The 17,205-nt window shown below is 70.9% G+C and carries 17 protein-coding genes and 1 pseudogene; 15 read left to right on the top strand and 3 right to left on the bottom strand.

Annotated features, from left to right (window positions below; translation table 11 throughout):
- Window positions 1–208: 208 nt before the first annotated feature.
- The 6 genes from ACZ7IB_RS25585 (at window position 209) to ACZ7IB_RS25560 (ending at window position 5,787) form a co-directional block, all read left to right on the top strand.
- Entirely contained in the window at window positions 209–1,012 is an 804-nt protein-coding gene (locus ACZ7IB_RS25585; RefSeq protein ID WP_470916033.1) for a response regulator transcription factor, read from the top strand.
- 24 nt (window positions 1,013–1,036) lie between these two features.
- Window positions 1,037–2,080, top strand: coding sequence for a LacI family DNA-binding transcriptional regulator (locus ACZ7IB_RS25580; protein ID WP_470916032.1), 1,044 nt, complete (start codon window positions 1,037–1,039; stop codon window positions 2,078–2,080).
- Between the two features lie 158 nt (window positions 2,081–2,238).
- Window positions 2,239–3,360, top strand: a complete 1,122-nt coding sequence (locus ACZ7IB_RS25575; protein WP_470916030.1) for a S1C family serine protease — start codon at window positions 2,239–2,241, stop codon at window positions 3,358–3,360.
- A gap of 10 nt (window positions 3,361–3,370) precedes the next feature.
- Entirely contained in the window at window positions 3,371–3,571 is a 201-nt protein-coding gene (locus ACZ7IB_RS25570) for a hypothetical protein (RefSeq protein ID WP_470916028.1), read from the top strand.
- Between the two features lie 60 nt (window positions 3,572–3,631).
- Window positions 3,632–4,363, top strand: coding sequence for a response regulator transcription factor (locus ACZ7IB_RS25565; RefSeq protein ID WP_470916026.1), 732 nt, complete (start codon window positions 3,632–3,634; stop codon window positions 4,361–4,363).
- Window positions 4,360–5,787 (top strand): sensor histidine kinase, encoded by a 1,428-nt coding sequence (locus ACZ7IB_RS25560; RefSeq protein ID WP_470916024.1) that lies wholly within the window; start codon window positions 4,360–4,362, stop codon window positions 5,785–5,787. The genes ACZ7IB_RS25565 and ACZ7IB_RS25560 overlap by 4 nt, the downstream gene beginning before the upstream one ends.
- Window positions 5,788–5,815: 28 nt before the next feature.
- Here ACZ7IB_RS25560 and ACZ7IB_RS25555 read toward each other — a convergent pair whose 3' ends face one another.
- Window positions 5,816–6,709: a phosphatidylinositol-specific phospholipase C gene (locus ACZ7IB_RS25555; protein ID WP_470916022.1), complete on the bottom strand. Its 894-nt coding sequence runs from the start codon at window positions 6,707–6,709 to the stop codon at window positions 5,816–5,818.
- Window positions 6,710–6,838: 129 nt separating this feature from the next.
- Between ACZ7IB_RS25555 and ACZ7IB_RS25550 the strand changes: the two genes are divergently transcribed.
- Complete coding sequence (locus ACZ7IB_RS25550; RefSeq protein WP_470916020.1) at window positions 6,839–7,249, top strand: HIT family protein; 411 nt, start codon at window positions 6,839–6,841, stop codon at window positions 7,247–7,249.
- A gap of 50 nt (window positions 7,250–7,299) precedes the next feature.
- Here ACZ7IB_RS25550 and ACZ7IB_RS25545 read toward each other — a convergent pair.
- Window positions 7,300–7,866, bottom strand: a pseudogene (locus tag ACZ7IB_RS25545) (5'-nucleotidase C-terminal domain-containing protein); the annotation flags it as partial.
- Entirely contained in the window at window positions 7,847–8,107 is a 261-nt protein-coding gene (locus tag ACZ7IB_RS25540) for a hypothetical protein (RefSeq protein WP_470916018.1), read from the bottom strand. The gene ACZ7IB_RS25540 and the pseudogene ACZ7IB_RS25545, both read right to left, overlap by 20 nt.
- 297 nt (window positions 8,108–8,404) lie before the next feature.
- Here ACZ7IB_RS25540 and mshD point away from each other — a divergent pair, with 297 nt between their 5' ends.
- The 8 genes from mshD to pstS all read left to right on the top strand — a co-directional run bounded on the left by mshD (window position 8,405) and on the right by pstS (window position 16,995).
- Complete coding sequence (gene mshD, locus ACZ7IB_RS25535) at window positions 8,405–9,328, top strand: mycothiol synthase (RefSeq protein ID WP_470916017.1); 924 nt, start codon at window positions 8,405–8,407, stop codon at window positions 9,326–9,328.
- 90 nt (window positions 9,329–9,418) lie between these two features.
- Window positions 9,419–9,829 (top strand): GntR family transcriptional regulator, encoded by a 411-nt coding sequence (locus ACZ7IB_RS25530; RefSeq protein ID WP_093899758.1) that lies wholly within the window; start codon window positions 9,419–9,421, stop codon window positions 9,827–9,829.
- On the top strand, window positions 9,826–10,722 hold the full coding sequence (locus ACZ7IB_RS25525) for an ABC transporter ATP-binding protein (RefSeq protein WP_470916015.1): 897 nt from the start codon (window positions 9,826–9,828) through the stop codon (window positions 10,720–10,722). The genes ACZ7IB_RS25530 and ACZ7IB_RS25525 overlap by 4 nt, the downstream gene beginning before the upstream one ends.
- Entirely contained in the window at window positions 10,719–11,693 is a 975-nt protein-coding gene (locus ACZ7IB_RS25520) for an ABC transporter permease (protein ID WP_470916013.1), read from the top strand. The genes ACZ7IB_RS25525 and ACZ7IB_RS25520 overlap by 4 nt, the downstream gene beginning before the upstream one ends.
- A 276-nt stretch (window positions 11,694–11,969) precedes the next feature.
- Window positions 11,970–14,225, top strand: coding sequence for an RNA degradosome polyphosphate kinase (locus tag ACZ7IB_RS25515; protein WP_470916010.1), 2,256 nt, complete (start codon window positions 11,970–11,972; stop codon window positions 14,223–14,225).
- Complete coding sequence (locus tag ACZ7IB_RS25510) at window positions 14,212–15,207, top strand: CHAD domain-containing protein (protein WP_470916008.1); 996 nt, start codon at window positions 14,212–14,214, stop codon at window positions 15,205–15,207. Before ACZ7IB_RS25515 ends, ACZ7IB_RS25510 begins: the two co-directional genes overlap by 14 nt.
- An 11-nt stretch (window positions 15,208–15,218) precedes the next feature.
- A complete protein-coding gene (locus tag ACZ7IB_RS25505; protein ID WP_470916006.1) occupies window positions 15,219–15,617 on the top strand; it encodes an NUDIX hydrolase in 399 nt (132 codons plus the stop codon).
- A 241-nt stretch (window positions 15,618–15,858) separates the two neighbouring features.
- Window positions 15,859–16,995: a phosphate ABC transporter substrate-binding protein PstS gene (pstS, locus tag ACZ7IB_RS25500; protein ID WP_470916004.1), complete on the top strand. Its 1,137-nt coding sequence runs from the start codon at window positions 15,859–15,861 to the stop codon at window positions 16,993–16,995.
- Window positions 16,996–17,205: the final 210 nt, after the last annotated feature.

Genomic DNA, 17,205 nt, shown 5'->3' with positions numbered 1-17,205 from the left:
GGGCGCGGGACCGCACCCGTAAAACCCGTATGACGAATGTCGTACGGCAAACAGTGCGAAAGCCAGCACGAAACGTACGAAGAAGTGCCGCATACTCCCCCGGGCCCGGCCCGGGAGTGCCCCTCTCGCAGGGAACGAGGAGGACCGACGTAATGGGCGAGCGAACCGTGCACGATCACCGACCGACGACCCAGGCAGGTGGGCGGCGATGAGTTCACTGCTGCTCCTGACGAATGCCCTCCAACCGTCGACGGAGGTGCTTCCGGCCCTCGGTCTCCTGCTGCACAGCGTGCGGGTGGCGCCGGCCGAAGGCCCCGCTCTCGTCGACACCCCCGGTGCCGACGTCATCCTGATCGACGGCCGCCGCGATCTGCCGCAGGTGCGGTCGCTGTGCCAGCTGCTGCGGTCCACCGGACCGGGCTGTCCGCTGATCCTCGTCGTGACGGAGGGCGGTCTCGCGGCCGTCACCGCCGACTGGGGCATCGACGACGTGCTGCTGGACACGGCGGGACCGGCCGAGGTCGAGGCCCGGCTGCGGCTGGCCACCGGCCGGCAGCAGATCAGTTCCGACGACTCCCCGATGGAGATCCGCAGCGGCGATCTGTCGGTCGACGAGGCGACGTACAGCGCGAAGCTCAAGGGCCGGGTCCTGGACCTGACCTTCAAGGAATTCGAACTGCTCAAATATCTGGCACAGCACCCGGGCCGGGTCTTCACCCGCGCCCAGCTGCTCCAAGAGGTCTGGGGCTACGACTACTTCGGCGGTACTCGGACGGTCGACGTCCATGTGCGGCGACTGCGCGCCAAGTTCGGCCCCGAACACGAGTCGCTGATCGGTACGGTCCGCAACGTCGGCTACCGCTTCGTCGCACCGGAGAAGGTGGAGCGTGCCGCCGAGGAGGCCAAGGCGCAGGCCGCGGCGAAGGCGGCCGCCGAACCCGTACTCCGTCCGGAGCAGTCGCGCGTGGCCGAGACCGTCGAAGAAGCCCCGGTCCGGCCTGCCAACCGGTAGGTCCATCCGCGTAGACTGCCGCGCGTGGCCAAGGTGACGCGGGACGATGTGGCGAGACTGGCGGGTACGTCGACCGCGGTCGTCAGCTATGTCATCAACAACGGACCCAGGCCGGTCGCCCCGGCCACGCGCGAGCGGGTACTCGCCGCGATCAAGGAGCTGGGCTACCGGCCCGACCGGGTTGCCCAGGCCATGGCCTCGCGGCGGACCGACCTCATAGGGATGATCGTGCCGGACGCCCGGCAGCCGTTCTTCGCGGAGATGGCGCACGCGGTCGAACAGGCTGCCGCCGAGCGCGGAAAAATGGTGCTCGTCGGCAACTCCGACTACCGCGACGAGCGCGAGGTCCACTATCTGCGGGCCTTTCTCGGCATGCGGGTCTCCGGGCTGATCCTGGTCAGCCAGGGCCCCAGCGAGCGGGCGGCGGCCGAGATCGAGGCATGGGACGCGCGGGTCGTGCTGCTGCACGAGCGGCCCGAGGCGATCGATGACGTCGCGGTCGTCACGGACGACATCGGCGGCGCCCAGCTCGCCACCCGGCACCTGCTGGAACACGGCAACGAGTACGTGGCGTGCCTCGGCGGCATGGAGTCGACCCCGGCGGTCGGCGACCCGGTCGCCGACCATGTCGAGGGCTGGCGCCGTGCGATGCACGAGTCGGGGCGCTCGACGGAGGGCCGGCTCTTCCAGGCCCCGTACAACCGTTATGACGCCTATCAAGTGGCGCTGAAGCTGCTCGCGGGTCCGGACAGGCCGCCGGCGATCTTCTGCTCGACGGACGACCAGGCCATCGGTGTGCTGCGGGCCGCGCGCGAGCTGCGGATCGATGTGCCCGGGAATCTCGCGGTGGCGGGCTTCGACGACGTGAAGGAAGCCGGTCTGACGGATCCGCCGCTGACGACGGTCTTCTCGGACCGCCCGGCGATGGCACGGGCGGCCGTGGACCTGGTACTCGACGACTCGTTGCGGGTGTCGGGGTCGCGGCGGGAGCGGCTGAAGCAGTTCCCGTCGGCGCTGGTGGTGCGGCGGTCGTGCGGCTGCGGGGAGCCCACGGTCGGGGCGCGATAGGCCCGGCGGGCCGTAGCTGCGTACCTCTTGTCCCTGCCGGGCCGTACCCCCGTACTTCCCGGCGGGCCGTACTCCCTTATATGGGGCATACGAGGTTCTGCCGGGCTTCTCAGCGAGTGCTCAGGCTTCTCTCATCTTCGCCGGACACGCTCTTGGACATGACAGAGAGCCAGCGCCCGAGCGGCGAGTACCCGATGTACCCCTCGTACGGCAACGGTGACGCGTCCTACCCGCCGCCGCCGCCCTACCAGCCCGCGCAGCCGATCGCGACGGGCCCCGGAACCACCGTGTGGCCCGGCCAGGGCGGCGCCGACGGGCACGGCGGAGGCGAGGACGGCGGTTACGGCTCCGACCTCCCGCAGCCCGCACCCGAACCTGCCTCGTCCCGGCGCCGGGCCCGGCGGCCGGTCGCCCTCCTGGTAGCCGTCGCGATCGCGGCGGGGGTCGTCGGCGGCGGCACCGCCACCGTCATCGGCCGGCTCACCGGCAACGATGCGAACAACACGGGCAGCGGCGTCGTCCCCGGCACCACCGTCTCGCAGAGCAGCAAGGGCACCGTCGCCGGTGTCGCCCAGGCCGTCTCGCCGATGATCGTCGAGATCAACGCGACCTCGACCGCGGGCGAGTCCACCGGCTCCGGGGTGGTCATCACGTCCGACGGCGAGGTCGTCACCAACAACCACGTCATCTCCGGCGCCTCGTCGATCAAGGTGACGCTCAGCACCGGCAAGACGTACAACGCGAGGGTCGTCGGCACCGACCCGGACAAGGACCTCGCACTCATCAAGCTCCAGGGTGCGAGCGGGCTGAAGACGGCCACGCTGGGCGACTCCTCGGCGGTCGCGGTCGGCGACCAGGTCGTCGCGATCGGCTCGCCGGAGGGCCTCACCGGCACCGTCACCAGCGGCATCGTCTCCGCCCTCGACCGCGATGTCACGGTCGCCAAGGAGGACGGCAGCGGCCAGGGCCAGGGCCGGCAGCGCGGCGGCCAGCAGTGGCCGTTCGAGTTCGGCGGTCAGCAGTTCAACGGCGACACCGGCAACTCCACCACCACGTACAAGGCCATCCAGACCGACGCCTCGCTCAACCCCGGTAACTCCGGTGGCGCGCTCATCAATATGAACGGCGAGATCATCGGCATCAACTCCGCGATGTATTCGGCGAGTTCGTCCGACGGATCCAGCAGCGCCGGCGCGGGCAGCGTGGGTCTCGGCTTCGCGATCCCGGTGAACACACTCAAGGCCGACCTCGACACCCTGCGGGCCGGCAACAGCTCCTGAGGAGACAGTCATGCTCCACCCCACCGACACCCCCACCGGCCCGGCCGACCTGGCCCTGCCCCTCGCCCTCGTGACGGAACTCGCCGTGGAACTCGCCACGGAACCGGCCGAGCGCCGGACCTCCGGGCCCCGGCGCGCCCCGGAGGTCCGCACCACCGCGGGCCGCAAGCGCCGGGCCGCGCGACGACGTGCCGCAGCCGTGCGAGGCTGAGAGCACGGCAGGCCCCGCGGCCCGCCCCGGCAGCCCGGAACGAGAAGAGGACAACGAGCGATGAGCCCCGCCGAAGACGATCCCCAACGCATCCTGATCGTCGACGACGAGCCCGCCGTGCGTGAGGCCCTGCAGCGCAGTCTCGCGTTCGAGGGATACGGCACCGAGGTCGCCGTCGACGGTCTCGACGCCCTCGCCAGGGCCGAGTCGTACGCCCCCGACCTCATCGTCCTCGACATCCAGATGCCGCGGATGGACGGACTGACGGCGGCCCGCAGGCTTCGCTCCGCAGGCACCACCACACCCATCCTGATGCTCACCGCCCGCGACACCGTCGGCGACCGGGTCACCGGTCTCGACGCGGGCGCCGACGACTACCTGGTGAAGCCGTTCGAACTGGACGAGCTCTTCGCCCGCATCCGGGCCCTGCTGCGCCGCAGCTCGTACGCGGCCACGGCGGGCGGCGGCGTCCCGGACGACGATGTGCTGGACTTCGCCGATCTGCGGATGAACCTCGCCACCCGCGAGGTCACCCGGGGCACGCGCCGGGTCGAGCTGACCCGTACCGAGTTCACCCTGCTGGAGATGTTCCTGGCGCACCCGCGGCAGGTGCTGACCCGCGAGCAGATCCTCAAGGCGGTCTGGGGCTTCGACTTCGAACCGAGCTCCAACTCCCTGGACGTGTACGTGATGTACCTGCGCCGCAAGACGGAGGCGGGCGGCGAACCGCGGCTCGTGCACACGGTGCGAGGGGTCGGTTACGCGCTCCGCTCCGGCGGCGGTGACGGATGACCGAGACCCTGCACCGGCTGCGCGCCCTGCCGCTGCGGACCCGGCTCGCGCTGCTGGTGGCGACGGCGGTGGCGGTCGCGGTGGCTGCGGTGGCTGCGGCTTGCTGGGTCGTGACGAAGGCGCAGCTGGACCAGCAGATGGACAACTCGCTGCGCAGCTCCAAGGTCGACAGGGGCTACCTGGTAGACCTGTACTCCTACTGCCGGGGCACCACCCCGCCGCCCCCGCTGTTCACCGGATACACCGTTCAGCTCGTCGACTCCCAGGGCACGGTGTGCATCGCCCGCAAGAAATCGGCGCTCCCCGTGAGCCCGGCCGACATCGCAGTGGCCGAAGGGCAGCAGGACTACGCCCTGCACTCGGCCAGGGACCAGGACGGGACGAAGATGCGGGTCTACACCTACCCGCTGGTGCAACTCACCCCCGCCCCCGGGGTGACGTCGGGCAACATCGCCGTTTCCATCGCCCGCCCGATGAGCGAGATCGACAAGCCGCTCTCCACGCTCGCCTGGGTCCTCCTGGTCGTCTCCGGCATCGGCGTGATCGGCGCCGGCGCGGCCGGTCTCTGGGTCGCCCGCACCGGCCTGCGCCCCGTCGACGAGCTCACCGAGGCGGTCGAGCACGTCGCCCGCACCGAGGACCTCACCGTCCGCATCCCGGTCGAGGGCGAGGACGAGATCGCCCGGCTGTCCCGCTCCTTCAATTCGATGACCACTTCCCTCGCCAGCTCCCGCGACCGTCAGGCCCAGCTGATCGCGGATGCCGGCCACGAACTGCGGACACCGCTGACGTCCCTCCGTACCAACATCGAACTCCTCGCCCGCAGCGACGACACCGGCCGGGCCATCCCGCCGGACGACCGCAGGGCGCTCATGAAGTCGGTCAAGGCGCAGATGACCGAGCTGGCCTCGCTCATCGGCGACCTCCAGGAACTGGCCCGCCCCGACGCGGCGAACCCCGGCCCGCTCCAGGTCGTCGCTCTGCACGACATCGCGGACACGGCCCTGGAACGCGCCCGTCTGCGCGGTCCCGAGCTGACGATCAGGGCGGACCTGACGCCTTGGTACGTACGGGCCGAGCCGGCCGGGCTGGAGCGGGCGGTGGTCAACGTCCTGGACAACGCGGTCAAGTTCAGCCCGCCCCGCGGCACGATCGAGGTCGCGCTGCGCGACGGCGAACTGACGGTACGGGACCACGGCCCCGGCATCCCCGCCGAGGAACTCCCCCACGTCTTCGAACGTTTCTGGCGTTCCCCGTCCGCCCGCCAGCTCCCCGGTTCGGGCCTGGGCCTGTCGATCGTCGCCCGCACGGTCCAGCAGTCGGGCGGCGAGGTCACCCTGCGCCCGGCGGAGGGCGACGGCACGGTGGCGGTGATCCGCCTGCCGGGGGCGTCGCAGCCACCGCCAAAACCGCCACGGCCGTGAGGCCCGCCGCCCGGGCCGCCGGGAGCGCTCAGACCCCGGGGTTGCGCCGGATCAGCGATTCCACCAGGCCGGACCGGGTGGCGGGGAAGTCCAGCGGGACGATGCCGAGCCCGGTCCAGCCGGCCGCGTCGGAGCCATCGAGGAACGACTGGACCTGGGGATTGAGGCGGTCCGCGTTCCAGCGCGGCGGCATCAGGGCGGCGGTGCTGACGTAGTTCATGTACAGCTTCCCGGGCTGCTGGGCGGCCTTGCGGAACTGGGCCTCGATCTTGGGGTACTTGGCGAACGGCTCCGCCATGTAGTCGTCCTGGATGTCGAAGAGCGCGGAGTCGGCGTAGCGGACACCGGGCAGCCCGCCGTTGTCGGCGAGCAGCACGACCTTGCCCCGCGCCTCGCCCAGCGAGGGCAGCGCCGGGTCGATGCGGAACAGCGGCCGCCACCCCCTGTTGTCGAGGTAGTCGTCGAAGACCGCCCGGAACGCCGCGTCGCTCTCCTCCGAGTACTCCTGCTTGACCCGCATCAGCACGGTCTCGGCGGGGTGGGCCGCCAGGAAGTCCCAGCAGGCGCCCAGCACATCGCCGAACATCAGGTTCTGGTACGAGGCCCCGTGATGGATCGCGAACGAGCCGCCGGTGATCCGGCACCGTACGTCGAGGAAGCGGATCCCGCTGTTCAGCTGCTCGGCGATCGTGGTGTTCTGGCACTCGGTCCAGGGGCCGCCGTAGCGGGCACCGGAGTCGTGCGAGCCGGGGATCGTGAGTCGTTGCAGCGCGGTGGCGCCGGGGACGGCGCCCATCCAGTCCTGAGTGGTGAGGACTTGACGGGACCCGGCGGTGGCGGGTGCCGCGCCCACGAGGACGGTGGCGGTGGCGGCGAGGGCGCCGGTGAGGAAGTTGCGGCGGGTAGCGGTGTACGGGCTCATGCGGGAGTGCCTCCGTCTGCCATGGGGGGTCAGCCCTGGGATTATGACGGGTGCACGTCACTACTGGAACAGGGCGGCCGGGCTGGAAAGGTACGGCTTCGGAGGCGGACCGGTGCGATCATCGGCCGGATGAGTACCTGTGTCTTCTGCCAGATCGTGTCCGGCCGGCTGCCCTCCCACCGTGTCCTGGAGGACGATCACACCGTGGCGTTCCTCGACATCGCACCGGCTTCTGAGGGCCACACCCTGGTCGTCCCGCGCGAGCACGCCCGGGACATCTGGGAGATCTCCGAGGCCACGCACGGGCATGTCGCCCGCATGGTGCACCGAGTCGCCGCTCTGCTGAATACGGCCCTCGCCCCCGACGGCGTGAACATCGTCCATTCCACCGGCGAGGCCGCCTCGCAGGAGGTCTTCCACTTCCACGCCCATGTGGTACCGCGCCGGCACGGCGACAACCTGCACCCGATGTGGAATTCCCGGCGGGCCCCGGGCCAGGATCTCGAACAGGTCCTGGCCCGGGTCACCGCGGTTCGATGAGGGCACTCGCAGGCTGACGGAAACACACAGCAGGGCGGTGGGCCCGCCGGCCCACCGCCCCTCTCACCCGCGTACGTCGACCTGTACACCAGGTCCGCCCGGATACCGCCCGGGTTCATGAAGGCGACGACCGCCCCGCCCTTGTCCGCCGGGGCCAGGCCCTCCAGCTGGGCGTCCGCGATCAGGTTGCCGAGCGGCTTGTCGGGGGCCGTGGAGCCGCGGCCGTTGATGTCGGCGCTGATGTAGCCCTGCGGCCGGTTCGAGATGGGCGCCGCGAGGGTGTTCCAGCGGGCGATCAGGGCCGTCACGTCGGTGGCCCTGGGCTGGTCCCGGCTGACGATGTGGTTCGCCGACTTCGGGTTCGAGGCTCCGGCCGACTTCACCGACGTACGGACGATGTCCTTGGTGCGGCGGTCGTAGGTGAGGGTCGTGTCGGTGTAGAGCTTGCCGAACGACGACGCCGAGGTGACCATGCGCGGGTTGCCCGCCGGGTCCGGGACCGTGCACACGTACGCCTGGTGAGTGTGGCCCGTGACCAGCGCGTCGGCCTTGGGCGTGATGCCCTTGGCGATGTCGGTGATCGGCCCGGAGATGCCGTCACCGGCGCCGGAGCTGTCGCGCCTGCGTCTCGCTGACCGTGCCCGCCGAGCCGGCCGGCGGCTCCAGGTTCCCGTGCAGGTCGTTGAAGGACAGCAGCTGTACGTCGACGGTACGGGCCGGCTTGTGGTGGCCGTGCCCATGGCCGCGTTCCTGGGCGCCGGCCGGCATCGCGGCGACGAGCGCGCCGACGGTGGCGAGCCCGGCCGCGGCGGCGAGCATCCGCCGGGACGCACGGTTCTTCTGCGGTGTCGCTGACATCGGTCCCGTTGTGAGTTCAGCGGGAGGTCTGAGAGTGGTGGCGAGTCTGGAGACTGCGTGCCGCAGCCTAGAGTCAACGCGCGTAGCGCGACAGGTGTCCGGGGTTACGAACCGGTTGCCATGCGGTCGGTATCGGGGCAGACTTCCGCGCATCACCGGTATGGCGTACATATCGCCGAGAGCCGCGACCGGCCGATGGCCGAGTACACGCCGGGGGTGCAACCAGGCCCTGGCCGTCAGCACGCACACCGGGCCGCCCGGGCCACATCACGCCTCACCCCCCGTACGCTCGTACACATGACGACTGACGCACCTCTCCCCGCCCCCGGACGCGAGATCCAGACGCTCGAAGTACTCTCCCCCGAACAGGCCGGAGCCGTGTCCGAGCTGCTCGCCGAGGCGGCCCGGTCCGACGGCAGGCAGGCCGTGTCCGAGCAGGGGCGGCTGCAGCTGCGGGGCGGGCGGCGTGAGGGGGTGCGGCATCTGCTGCTCACCAGCGGGCCGACCCTGGTCGGGTATGCGCAGCTGGAGGACACCGACCCCGTCGAGGCGCCGGCCGCCGAGCTGGTCGTGCATCCGGCGTACCGCGGGCAGGGGCACGGGCGGGCGCTGGGTGCGGCGCTGCTCGCCGTGACCGGGAAGCGGCTGCGGGTGTGGGCGCACGGCGGGAAGTCCGCGGCCCGGCATCTCTCGCAGGTCCTCGGCCTCTCCCTCTTCCGCGAACTGCGTCAGCTGCGGCGCCCGCTGAGCCCGCTGGACATCGCGGAGCCGGTGCTGCCGCCCGGCGTCACCGTCCGCACCTTCGTGCCCGGCGAGGACGACGCCGCCTGGCTCGCGGTGAACCGCGCCGCCTTCGCCCACCACCCCGAACAGGGTTCACTGACCCAGCGCGACCTGGACGACCGCAAGGCGGAGCCCTGGTTCGACCCGAAGGGCTTCTTCCTGGCCGAGCGCGGCGGCGAGCTGATCGGCTTCCACTGGACGAAGGTGCACGCCGATGACCAACTCGGCGAGGTGTACGTCGTCGGCATCCGGCCCGACGCGCAGGGCGGCGGGCTCGGCAAGGCGCTCACCGCCATCGGGCTGCGCCACCTGGCCGCCGAGGGGCTGCCGACCGCGATGCTCTACGTCGACGCGGACAACAAGGCGGCCCTGACCGTCTACGAGCGGATGGGCTTCGCGACGCACGAAGTGGACCTGATGTACCGCACGGAGTCCTGAACAGCCACAACTCGCCCGGGGGCGGCGTCGCTTGACGTCGCCCCTTCTCTACGCCACTCTTCCACTACTTAATTAGTGAAAGGGGTGAACATGGCAGAGTCCGCAGCGGTCGAGTACCGCATCGACCGGCGCAGCGGCGTCGCCACGTACCTCCAGATCGTCCAGCAGACCAAACAGGCCCTCCGCCTCGGCCTGCTGGAGCCCGGCGACCGGCTGCCCACCGCACGCGAGGTCGTCGAGGCCACCGCCATCAACCCGAACACCGTGCTCAAGGCCTACCGGGAGCTGGAGCGCGAGGGCCTCGTCGAGGCCCGGCGCGGGCTCGGCACCTTCGTCACGCGGACCCTCGGCGGCGCTGCGGCCGCCGACGACGCGCCGCTGCGCGCCGAGCTCGCCGACTGGGCCCGCCGGGCCCGCGCGGCCGGACTGGAGAAGGACGACGTGAGCGCGCTCTTCACCGCCGTACTGGACAAGACTTTCAAGGGGGATCAGGCCGGATGACAGGCGCTGCGATCGAGGCCGTCGGCCTCGGCATGAAGTACCGGAGCAGAGGCGGGGGCTGGGCGCTGCGCGACTGTTCGTTCCGGCTGCCCACCGGGCGCGTGTGCGCCCTCGTCGGCCCCAATGGTGCGGGCAAGTCCACCCTGCTCGCCCTCGCGGCGGGCTTCCTGCGGCCCGCGGAGGGCACGGTACGAGTGCTGGGCGGGGCGCCCGGGGAGGCAAGGGCCAAGATGGCCTTCGTGGCCCAGGACAAGCCGCTGTACCCGCAGTTGACGGTCGCCGCGACGCTCTGGGCGGGCGCCGAGCTGAACCCCGCCACCTGGGACCAGGACACCGCCGAACGCATCGCCGGGGAGCTCCCGCGCGACGCCGGCGTCCGCAGCCTCTCCGGCGGCCAGCGCACCCGGCTCGCACTGGCCCTCGCCCTCGGCAAGCGGCCCGAACTGCTCCTGCTGGACGAACCGATGGCCGACCTCGACCCCCTCGCCCGCCACCAGCTGATGGGCGCACTGATGGCCGAGGCCGCCGAGCACTCCACCACCATCGTGATGTCCTCGCACATCCTCACCGAGCTGGAGGGCGCCTGCGACTACCTCCTGCTCGTCGACGGCGGCCAGGTCCGCCTCGGCGGCGAGACGGACGACCTCCTCGCCGCGCACGCCCTGCTCACCGGTCCGGTGCGGGACACCGCCCCGCACACCGTCGTCGAGTCCCGCACGGCGGGGCGCCTGCAGACGGCGCTGGTACGGAGGCAGGGTCCCGTGGACGCCACCGTCTGGGAAGCCGCGGAGCCCTCGCTGGAGGAACTGCTGCTGGCGCATCTGCGGTCGCCGCAGGCGCCTGCTCTGCTGACACCGAGCGCCGAGGCCGGCAAGGAGGTGGCTGCCGTATGAGCACGATCGCTCTGCGCGGAACGGCCCGTGTGGTCGTCACCCAGCACCGGCGGGCCCTGCAGATCACGGCCGCACTCCCGGTCCTGGCCCTCGCCGTCCTGGCCGGCGCCTGGCTGTGGACCGACCACGTCGCGGACGCCTTCGCCGCGACGGGCTGCTCGGTCGTGCACACCACGCCCGGCTGCGGCGACACGGTGAATGACTTCCTCGACCGCCAGTTGTGGATGAGGGAGGCCCTCAACTGGTCCGGCCTGCTGATGATGGTCCTGCCCGCGTTCATCGGGATCTTCGTGGCGGGCCCGGTGATCGCCCGTGAGCTGGAGAGCGGCACGTACAAGCTGGCGTGGTCCCAGTCCGTGACACCCGCGCGCTGGCTCGCCGCCAAACTCGCCGTGCCCGCCGTCGTGACCCTGGCCTCCGTCTCCGTACTGTCCGCCGTCTGCGCCTGGGCGCAGACACGGGAGAACGCGATACACCACCCGTCGGAGCGGTACGCCCGTGAGGTCTACGGCTCGATCGGCACCGTCCCCGTCGGCTACGCCCTGTGCATGCTGGCCCTCGGCGCACTCGCCGGGCTGGTGCTGCGGCGCACCGTCGCCGCGATGGTCGTGACCGTGATCGGATACGGCGCGCTGGTGGTGGCCCTGAACACCGTGCGCAACGATCTGTGGCCGACCCTGACGGATACGTTCCGGCCGAGCAGCGACTACCGGTTCCCCGACGGGGCCGCAGATACCGGACAGGGCTGGCTGACCAGCGGCGGCAAACGGCTGCCCGACGATGCGTGCCTGAGCTGGCCCACCGACATCAAGCAGTGCCTGGCCGACAAGGACATCACCCTCCGCTACGTCGACTACCACCCCGCCTCGCATTTCTGGCCGCTCCAGCTCGTCGAAACCGGCATCCTGCTCGCCCTGGCCGCGCTCGCCGTCGCGCTCTCCTTCCGGGTGCTGCGCTGCCACCACGGCTGAGACCGCTTCCACGCACCGTGTCCGGGCCCTTGAAGGGCCCGGACACTGCTCATATGACCGATCCACCCACGGCACACCGCTTCCTGCACGTCATGTCGCCGTTACCAGCCATTCAGAAGGGCTTGCGACCCTCTCAGGATGCAGCAAGCTGTGCCGACCCCCCACAACGGGAGAAATCCCGGTGGAGACCGTGCGAACCACAGGCCCCGTGAGTTCCCCGTGATCTCCGCGCCCTCCGGCGCGCCCTCGGAGCCCTCGACGCGGAAGAATAGGGCCATGAGCCAGCAGCCCAGCTCCGAGGTCCCGGTCCAGCCCACCGTGCAGCCGTCGGTCGGCTCGCTCGCCGCGCACCGGCCGCACGCCCTCGCCTCGTCGGCGTCCAACGGCGCCATACTGTCGACCCGGGCCGACCTCGATCCCGACATCGACGCCGACGTCGACGCGTACGAACCCGACGTCGACGGCAGCGAACTGCCCCACGGCCGCTTCCTGGACCGGGAACGCAGCTGGCTCGCGTTCAACGAACGGGTGCTCGAACTGGCCGAGGACCCGGCGACACCCCTCCTCGAACGCGCCAACTTCCTCGCCATCTTCGCCTCCAACCTGGACGAGTTCTTCATGGTCCGGGTGGCCGGACTGAAGCGCCGTATCGCCACCGGTGTCGCCACCCGCTCCGCCTCCGGACTCCAGCCCCGCGAGGTCCTCGACCTGATCTGGACCCGCTCGCGCGAGCTCATGGCCCGGCACGCCGCCTGCTATCAGCAGGACGTCGCCCCCGCCCTGTCCGAGGAGGGCATCCAGCTGATCCGCTGGCCCGAGCTGACCGAGAAGGAACAGGCCCGCCTGTTCACCTTCTTCCGGCAGCGCGTCTTCCCCGTGCTGACCCCCCTCGCCGTCGACCCGGCGCACCCCTTCCCGTACATCTCGGGTCTCTCGCTCAACCTCGCCGTCGTCGTACGCAACCCGGTCAGCGGCCACCGCCACTTCGCCCGGGTCAAGGTGCCGCCGCTGCTGACCCGCTTCCTGGAGGCGTCGCCGCAGCGGTACGTGCCCATAGAGGACGTCATCGCCGCCCACCTCGAAGAGCTCTTCCCGGGCATGGAGGTCCTCGCCCACCACATGTTCCGGGTCACCAGGAACGAGGACCTGGAGGTCGAGGAGGACGACGCCGAGAACCTCCTCAAGGCCCTGGAGAAGGAGCTCATGCGGCGCCGCTTCGGCCCGCCGGTCCGCCTGGAGGTCGAGGAGTCCATCGACCCGTACGTGCTGGACCTGCTGGTACGCGAGCTGAAGGTGTCCGACGCCGAGGTCTACCCGCTGCCCGGACCGCTCGACCTCACCGGGCTCTTCGGCATAGCGTCCCTGGACCGGCCCGAGCTGAAGTTCCCCAAGTTCATCGCGGGCACCCACCGTGATCTCGCCGAGGTCGAATCCGCCTCCGCGCCCGACATCTTCGCCGCCCTGCGCGAACGCGACGTACTCCTGCACCACCCGTACGACTCGTTCTCCACCTCCGTCCAGGCGTTTCTGGAGCAGGCCGCGGGCGACCCGGACGTCCTGGCCATCAAGCAGACCCTGTACCGGACTTCGGGCGAATCGCCGATCGTGGAAGCGCTCATCGACGCCGCCGAGTCCGGCAAGCAGGTCCTCGTACTCGTCGAGATCAAGGCCCGCTTCGACGAGCAGGCCAACATCAAGTGGGCGCGCAAGCTGGAGGAGTCCGGCTGCCATGTGGTCTACGGGCTCGTCGGCCTCAAGACCCACTGCAAGCTCTCGCTCGTCGTCCGCCAGGAGGGCGACACACTGCGCCGCTACGCCCACGTGGGCACCGGCAACTACCACCCCAAGACCGCCAGGCTGTACGAGGACCTCGGCCTGCTGACCGCCGACCCGCAGGTCGGCGCGGACCTCTCCGACCTCTTCAACCGGCTCTCCGGCTACTCCCGCCGCGAGACCTACCGCCGCCTCCTGGTCGCCCCGAGGTCTCTGCGTGACGGGCTGATCGCCCGTATAGACAAGGAGATCACGCACCAGCGGGCCGGGCACAGCGCCTACGTCCGCATCAAGGTCAACTCGATGGTCGACGAGGCGATCATCGACGCCTGCTACCGGGCCGCCATGGCGGGCGTACCGGTGGACATCTGGGTACGCGGCATCTGCGCGATCCGCCCGGGCGTCCCCGGCCTGTCCGAGAACATCCGGGTCCGCTCGATACTGGGCCGCTTCCTCGAACACTCCCGGATCTTCTCGTTCGGCAACGGCGGCGAACCCGAAGTGTGGTTCGGCAGCGCCGACATGATGCACCGCAACCTCGACCGCCGGATCGAAGCACTGGTCCGGGTCACCGATCCCGCCCACCGCGCCGCACTCAGCCGGCTCCTGGAGACCGGCATGGCCGACACCACCTCCTCCTGGCACCTCGGTTCCGACGGGAACTGGACCCGGCACGCCACGGACGCGGACGGCCAACCGCTGCGGCACGTACAGGAAATGCTCATTGACGCCCGGAGGCGCCGGCGTGCGACGCCATGACCACCAGACGACGCAGGCGGACCTTACGGCAGGGGCGGTGCTCGCGCCCTACCTGCAGGAACAGGCCGCCGAATTCCTGCGCAGCCTGCGCCTGCACCGCGAGAACAGCGCCCCCACGGGCGCCGGAACCCACGCCGCCGAGGCGGCCGCCGGTGCCCTGCGCCGCTCGTCCCGCCGGATCGGCGGCACGCTGCACACCTTCCGGGCGGCGCTGGACGCGGCCTGGGCCGAGCAGCTGCGCACCGAACTGGCCTGGCTGTCGGGCACCCTGGCCCGGGAGCACGCCTACGCGACCCGGCTGAACCGGCTCCTCGAAGCTCTCCACGCCCTGTCCGGCACCTCACTGCCCACCGCCCGCACCGGGCCCGGCTCCGATGCCGGTGACAAGGAGCGCGCCGCCCTCGGCGTCGGCGCGGCCCGCGCCGGGGCGCTGCTCGAACGGCAGCTGACCCTCGCCCGGACCCGCGCCCACTCCGCGGCGCTCCAGGCGCTCGGCTCCTCCCGCTTCCATGCGGTGGCCGACGCCGTCGCGCTGCTCGCCTCCGAGGTGCCGCTCGCCGCGGCGGCCACGGCTCCGGCCGAGGAGATGCTGCACGGGCCCGCCGACCGGGCCGAACAGCAGCTGCTCGGTGCGGTGGCCGCGCTCCCCTCGAACGAGGCGGTCAAGCCGTACAACGAGGCGCAGGACGCGCCCTGGCACCGGACCCGGCTGCTGCTGCGCCTGCACCGGTACGCCCACGAGGTGGTACGGGGCGCCCCCGATCCGGTCCTGGTCGCGCCGGGGCACGCGCTCGATCTGCACCGGGATGCGTCGGAGGCGGCCGCGGCAGCGGCATCGGCGGCCCGCACGCCCCGGATCGCGCCCGCGACCGCGTACGCCCTGGGGGTGCTCCACGCCGATCAGCGGCACGAGGTGGAGGCGGCGCGCAGTGTGTTCCGGGAGAGCTGGCCGTACGCGACCGCGGCGGTGATCGCACCGTGAGGAGCGGGCCTGTGCTCGCCGCGGGGTGCGTGCTGTGGCGCCGGTCGGAGCGCTCCGGCAAGCTGGAGATCTGTCTGGTCCACAGACCCCGTTACGACGACTGGTCGCATCCGAAAGGAAAGCTGAAGCGCGGCGAGTCCGCACTGGACGGCGCCCGGCGCGAGGTCCTTGAGGAGACGGGCCACCACTGCGCACCGGGTGCCCCGCTGCCCACGGTCCGGTACGCCGTGAACGGGCGTCCCAAAGAGGTCGCCTACTGGGCGGCCGAGGCGACCGGTGGCGCCTTCGTACCGAACGCAGAGGTCGACCGGGTGAGCTGGCTCTCCCCGGCAGCGGCCCGTACCCGCCTCACCCGGCCGCACGACCGGGATGTGCTGGACGCCTTGCTCGCCGGCCTGCCGAGCACCTGACCGGGACGGGGATCGAGTCCGTCCGGCATCGAGGACGTAACCCTCGCCCCGGACGGGGCCCCAGAACCGCACCGTACGACACGGTTCACCTCCCGTTCACTCTCCCCCGTAAACGGCTTCACCTGTTCTGCCTAACTTCGGCAGTGCACGGTGCGCGGCGCAACGCCAAAGCACCCACCACATCGCACGCCGTCGTAGAACGAAAAAGACCTCGGCGGCTCCTGGAAGGAACACCCGAAAAGTGAAGCTTCAGCGCAAGAACCGGCTTCGTGCCACCGCGCTCGGTGCCCTCGCCGTCTCCGGCGCCCTGGCCCTCACGGCGTGCGGTTCGGACAACAACAGCGACGGGTCCACCGGCGGCAACGGCGGCAAGTCGAGCGCCGCGTCGAACATCAAGTGCGACGACGCCAAGGGTCAGCTGCTCGCCTCCGGCTCCAGCGCGCAGAAGAACGCCATGGACCTCTGGGTCAAGAACTACATGGCCGGCTGCTCGGGCGTCGAGGTCAACTACAAGTCGTCCTCCTCCGGTGAAGGCATCGTCGCCTTCAACCAGGGCACGGTCGGCTTCGCCGGTTCCGACTCGGCGCTGAAGCCCGAAGAGGTCGCCGCGTCGAAGAAGATCTGCAAGGGCGGCCAGGGCATCAACCTCCCGATGGTCGGCGGCCCGATCGCCATCGGCTACCACCTGGAAGGCGTCGACAGCCTCACGCTGGACGCCCCCACCCTCGCCAAGATCTTCGACGGCAAGATCAAGAAGTGGAACGATCCCGCGATCGCCAAGCTCAACAGCGGCGCGAAGCTCCCGGACAAGGCCATCCAGCCCTTCCACCGCTCCGAGGACTCCGGCACCACGCAGAACCTCGGCAAGTACCTGGGCGCAGCCGCCCCGAGCGACTGGAAGTACGAGGCCGAGAAGAAGTGGCCGGCCCCCGGTGGCCAGGCCGCATCCGGCTCCTCCGGTGTCGCCGCCCAGGTGAAGCAGGTCGACGGCGCGATCGGCTACTTCGAGCTCAGCTACGCCACCTCGCAGTCGATCTCCACCGTCGACATCAACACCGGTGGCTCCGCCCCGGTCAAGGCGACCCCGGAGAACGCCTCCAAGGCCATCGCCGCCGCCAAGATCAAGGGCACCGGCAAGGACCTGGCGCTCGACCTCGACTACACCACCAAGGCCGAGGGTGCGTACCCGATCGTCCTGGTGACGTACGAGGTCGTCTGCGACAAGGGCAACAAGGCCGAGACCCTGCCCACGGTCAAGTCCTTCCTGAACTACACCGCCGGTGACGAGGGCCAGAAGCTCCTCACCGACGCCGGTTACGCGCCGATCCCGACCGAGATCAACGCGAAGGTCCGCGAGACCATCGCCTCCCTCTCGTAACCGAGGCACGCAGCCGGGGCACGCAGCCCGAAGCCACGCAAGCACCACCCAGCAACACCCGTAGCAACGTCAGCAACACCTGGCGGGCCGGTCCGGTGCACCCCTCCGGACCGGCCCGCCACCACCCACCCGGTGCACCCACGCCCGGGGGGGCCCCCTCTCCCCCACACCGACCCGAAAAAACACCGTTTCCCCCCCACCCACAGACAC

This window comes from Streptomyces sp. NPDC037301, from assembly GCF_055602785.1.
The sequence above is the reverse complement of the archived record's forward strand: the minus strand, read 5'-3'. Positions and strand labels throughout refer to the sequence as shown.

Bases quoted from the DNA above. Each gene is read 5' to 3' on its own strand.
- ACZ7IB_RS25585 (WP_470916033.1), top strand. From the start codon at position 209: ATGAGTTCACTGCTGCTCCTGACGAATGCCCTCCAACCGTCGACGGAG.
- ACZ7IB_RS25575 (WP_470916030.1), top strand. From the start codon at position 2,239: ATGACAGAGAGCCAGCGCCCGAGCGGCGAGTACCCGATGTACCCCTCG.
- ACZ7IB_RS25570 (WP_470916028.1), top strand. From the start codon at position 3,371: ATGCTCCACCCCACCGACACCCCCACCGGCCCGGCCGACCTGGCCCTG.
- ACZ7IB_RS25565 (WP_470916026.1), top strand. From the start codon at position 3,632: ATGAGCCCCGCCGAAGACGATCCCCAACGCATCCTGATCGTCGACGAC.
- ACZ7IB_RS25560 (WP_470916024.1), top strand. From the start codon at position 4,360: ATGACCGAGACCCTGCACCGGCTGCGCGCCCTGCCGCTGCGGACCCGG.
- ACZ7IB_RS25555 (WP_470916022.1), bottom strand. From the start codon at position 6,709: ATGAGCCCGTACACCGCTACCCGCCGCAACTTCCTCACCGGCGCCCTC.
- ACZ7IB_RS25550 (WP_470916020.1), top strand. From the start codon at position 6,839: ATGAGTACCTGTGTCTTCTGCCAGATCGTGTCCGGCCGGCTGCCCTCC.
- ACZ7IB_RS25540 (WP_470916018.1), bottom strand. From the start codon at position 8,107: ATGTCAGCGACACCGCAGAAGAACCGTGCGTCCCGGCGGATGCTCGCC.
- mshD (WP_470916017.1), top strand. From the start codon at position 8,405: ATGACGACTGACGCACCTCTCCCCGCCCCCGGACGCGAGATCCAGACG.
- ACZ7IB_RS25530 (WP_093899758.1), top strand. From the start codon at position 9,419: ATGGCAGAGTCCGCAGCGGTCGAGTACCGCATCGACCGGCGCAGCGGC.
- ACZ7IB_RS25525 (WP_470916015.1), top strand. From the start codon at position 9,826: ATGACAGGCGCTGCGATCGAGGCCGTCGGCCTCGGCATGAAGTACCGG.
- ACZ7IB_RS25520 (WP_470916013.1), top strand. From the start codon at position 10,719: ATGAGCACGATCGCTCTGCGCGGAACGGCCCGTGTGGTCGTCACCCAG.
- ACZ7IB_RS25515 (WP_470916010.1), top strand. From the start codon at position 11,970: ATGAGCCAGCAGCCCAGCTCCGAGGTCCCGGTCCAGCCCACCGTGCAG.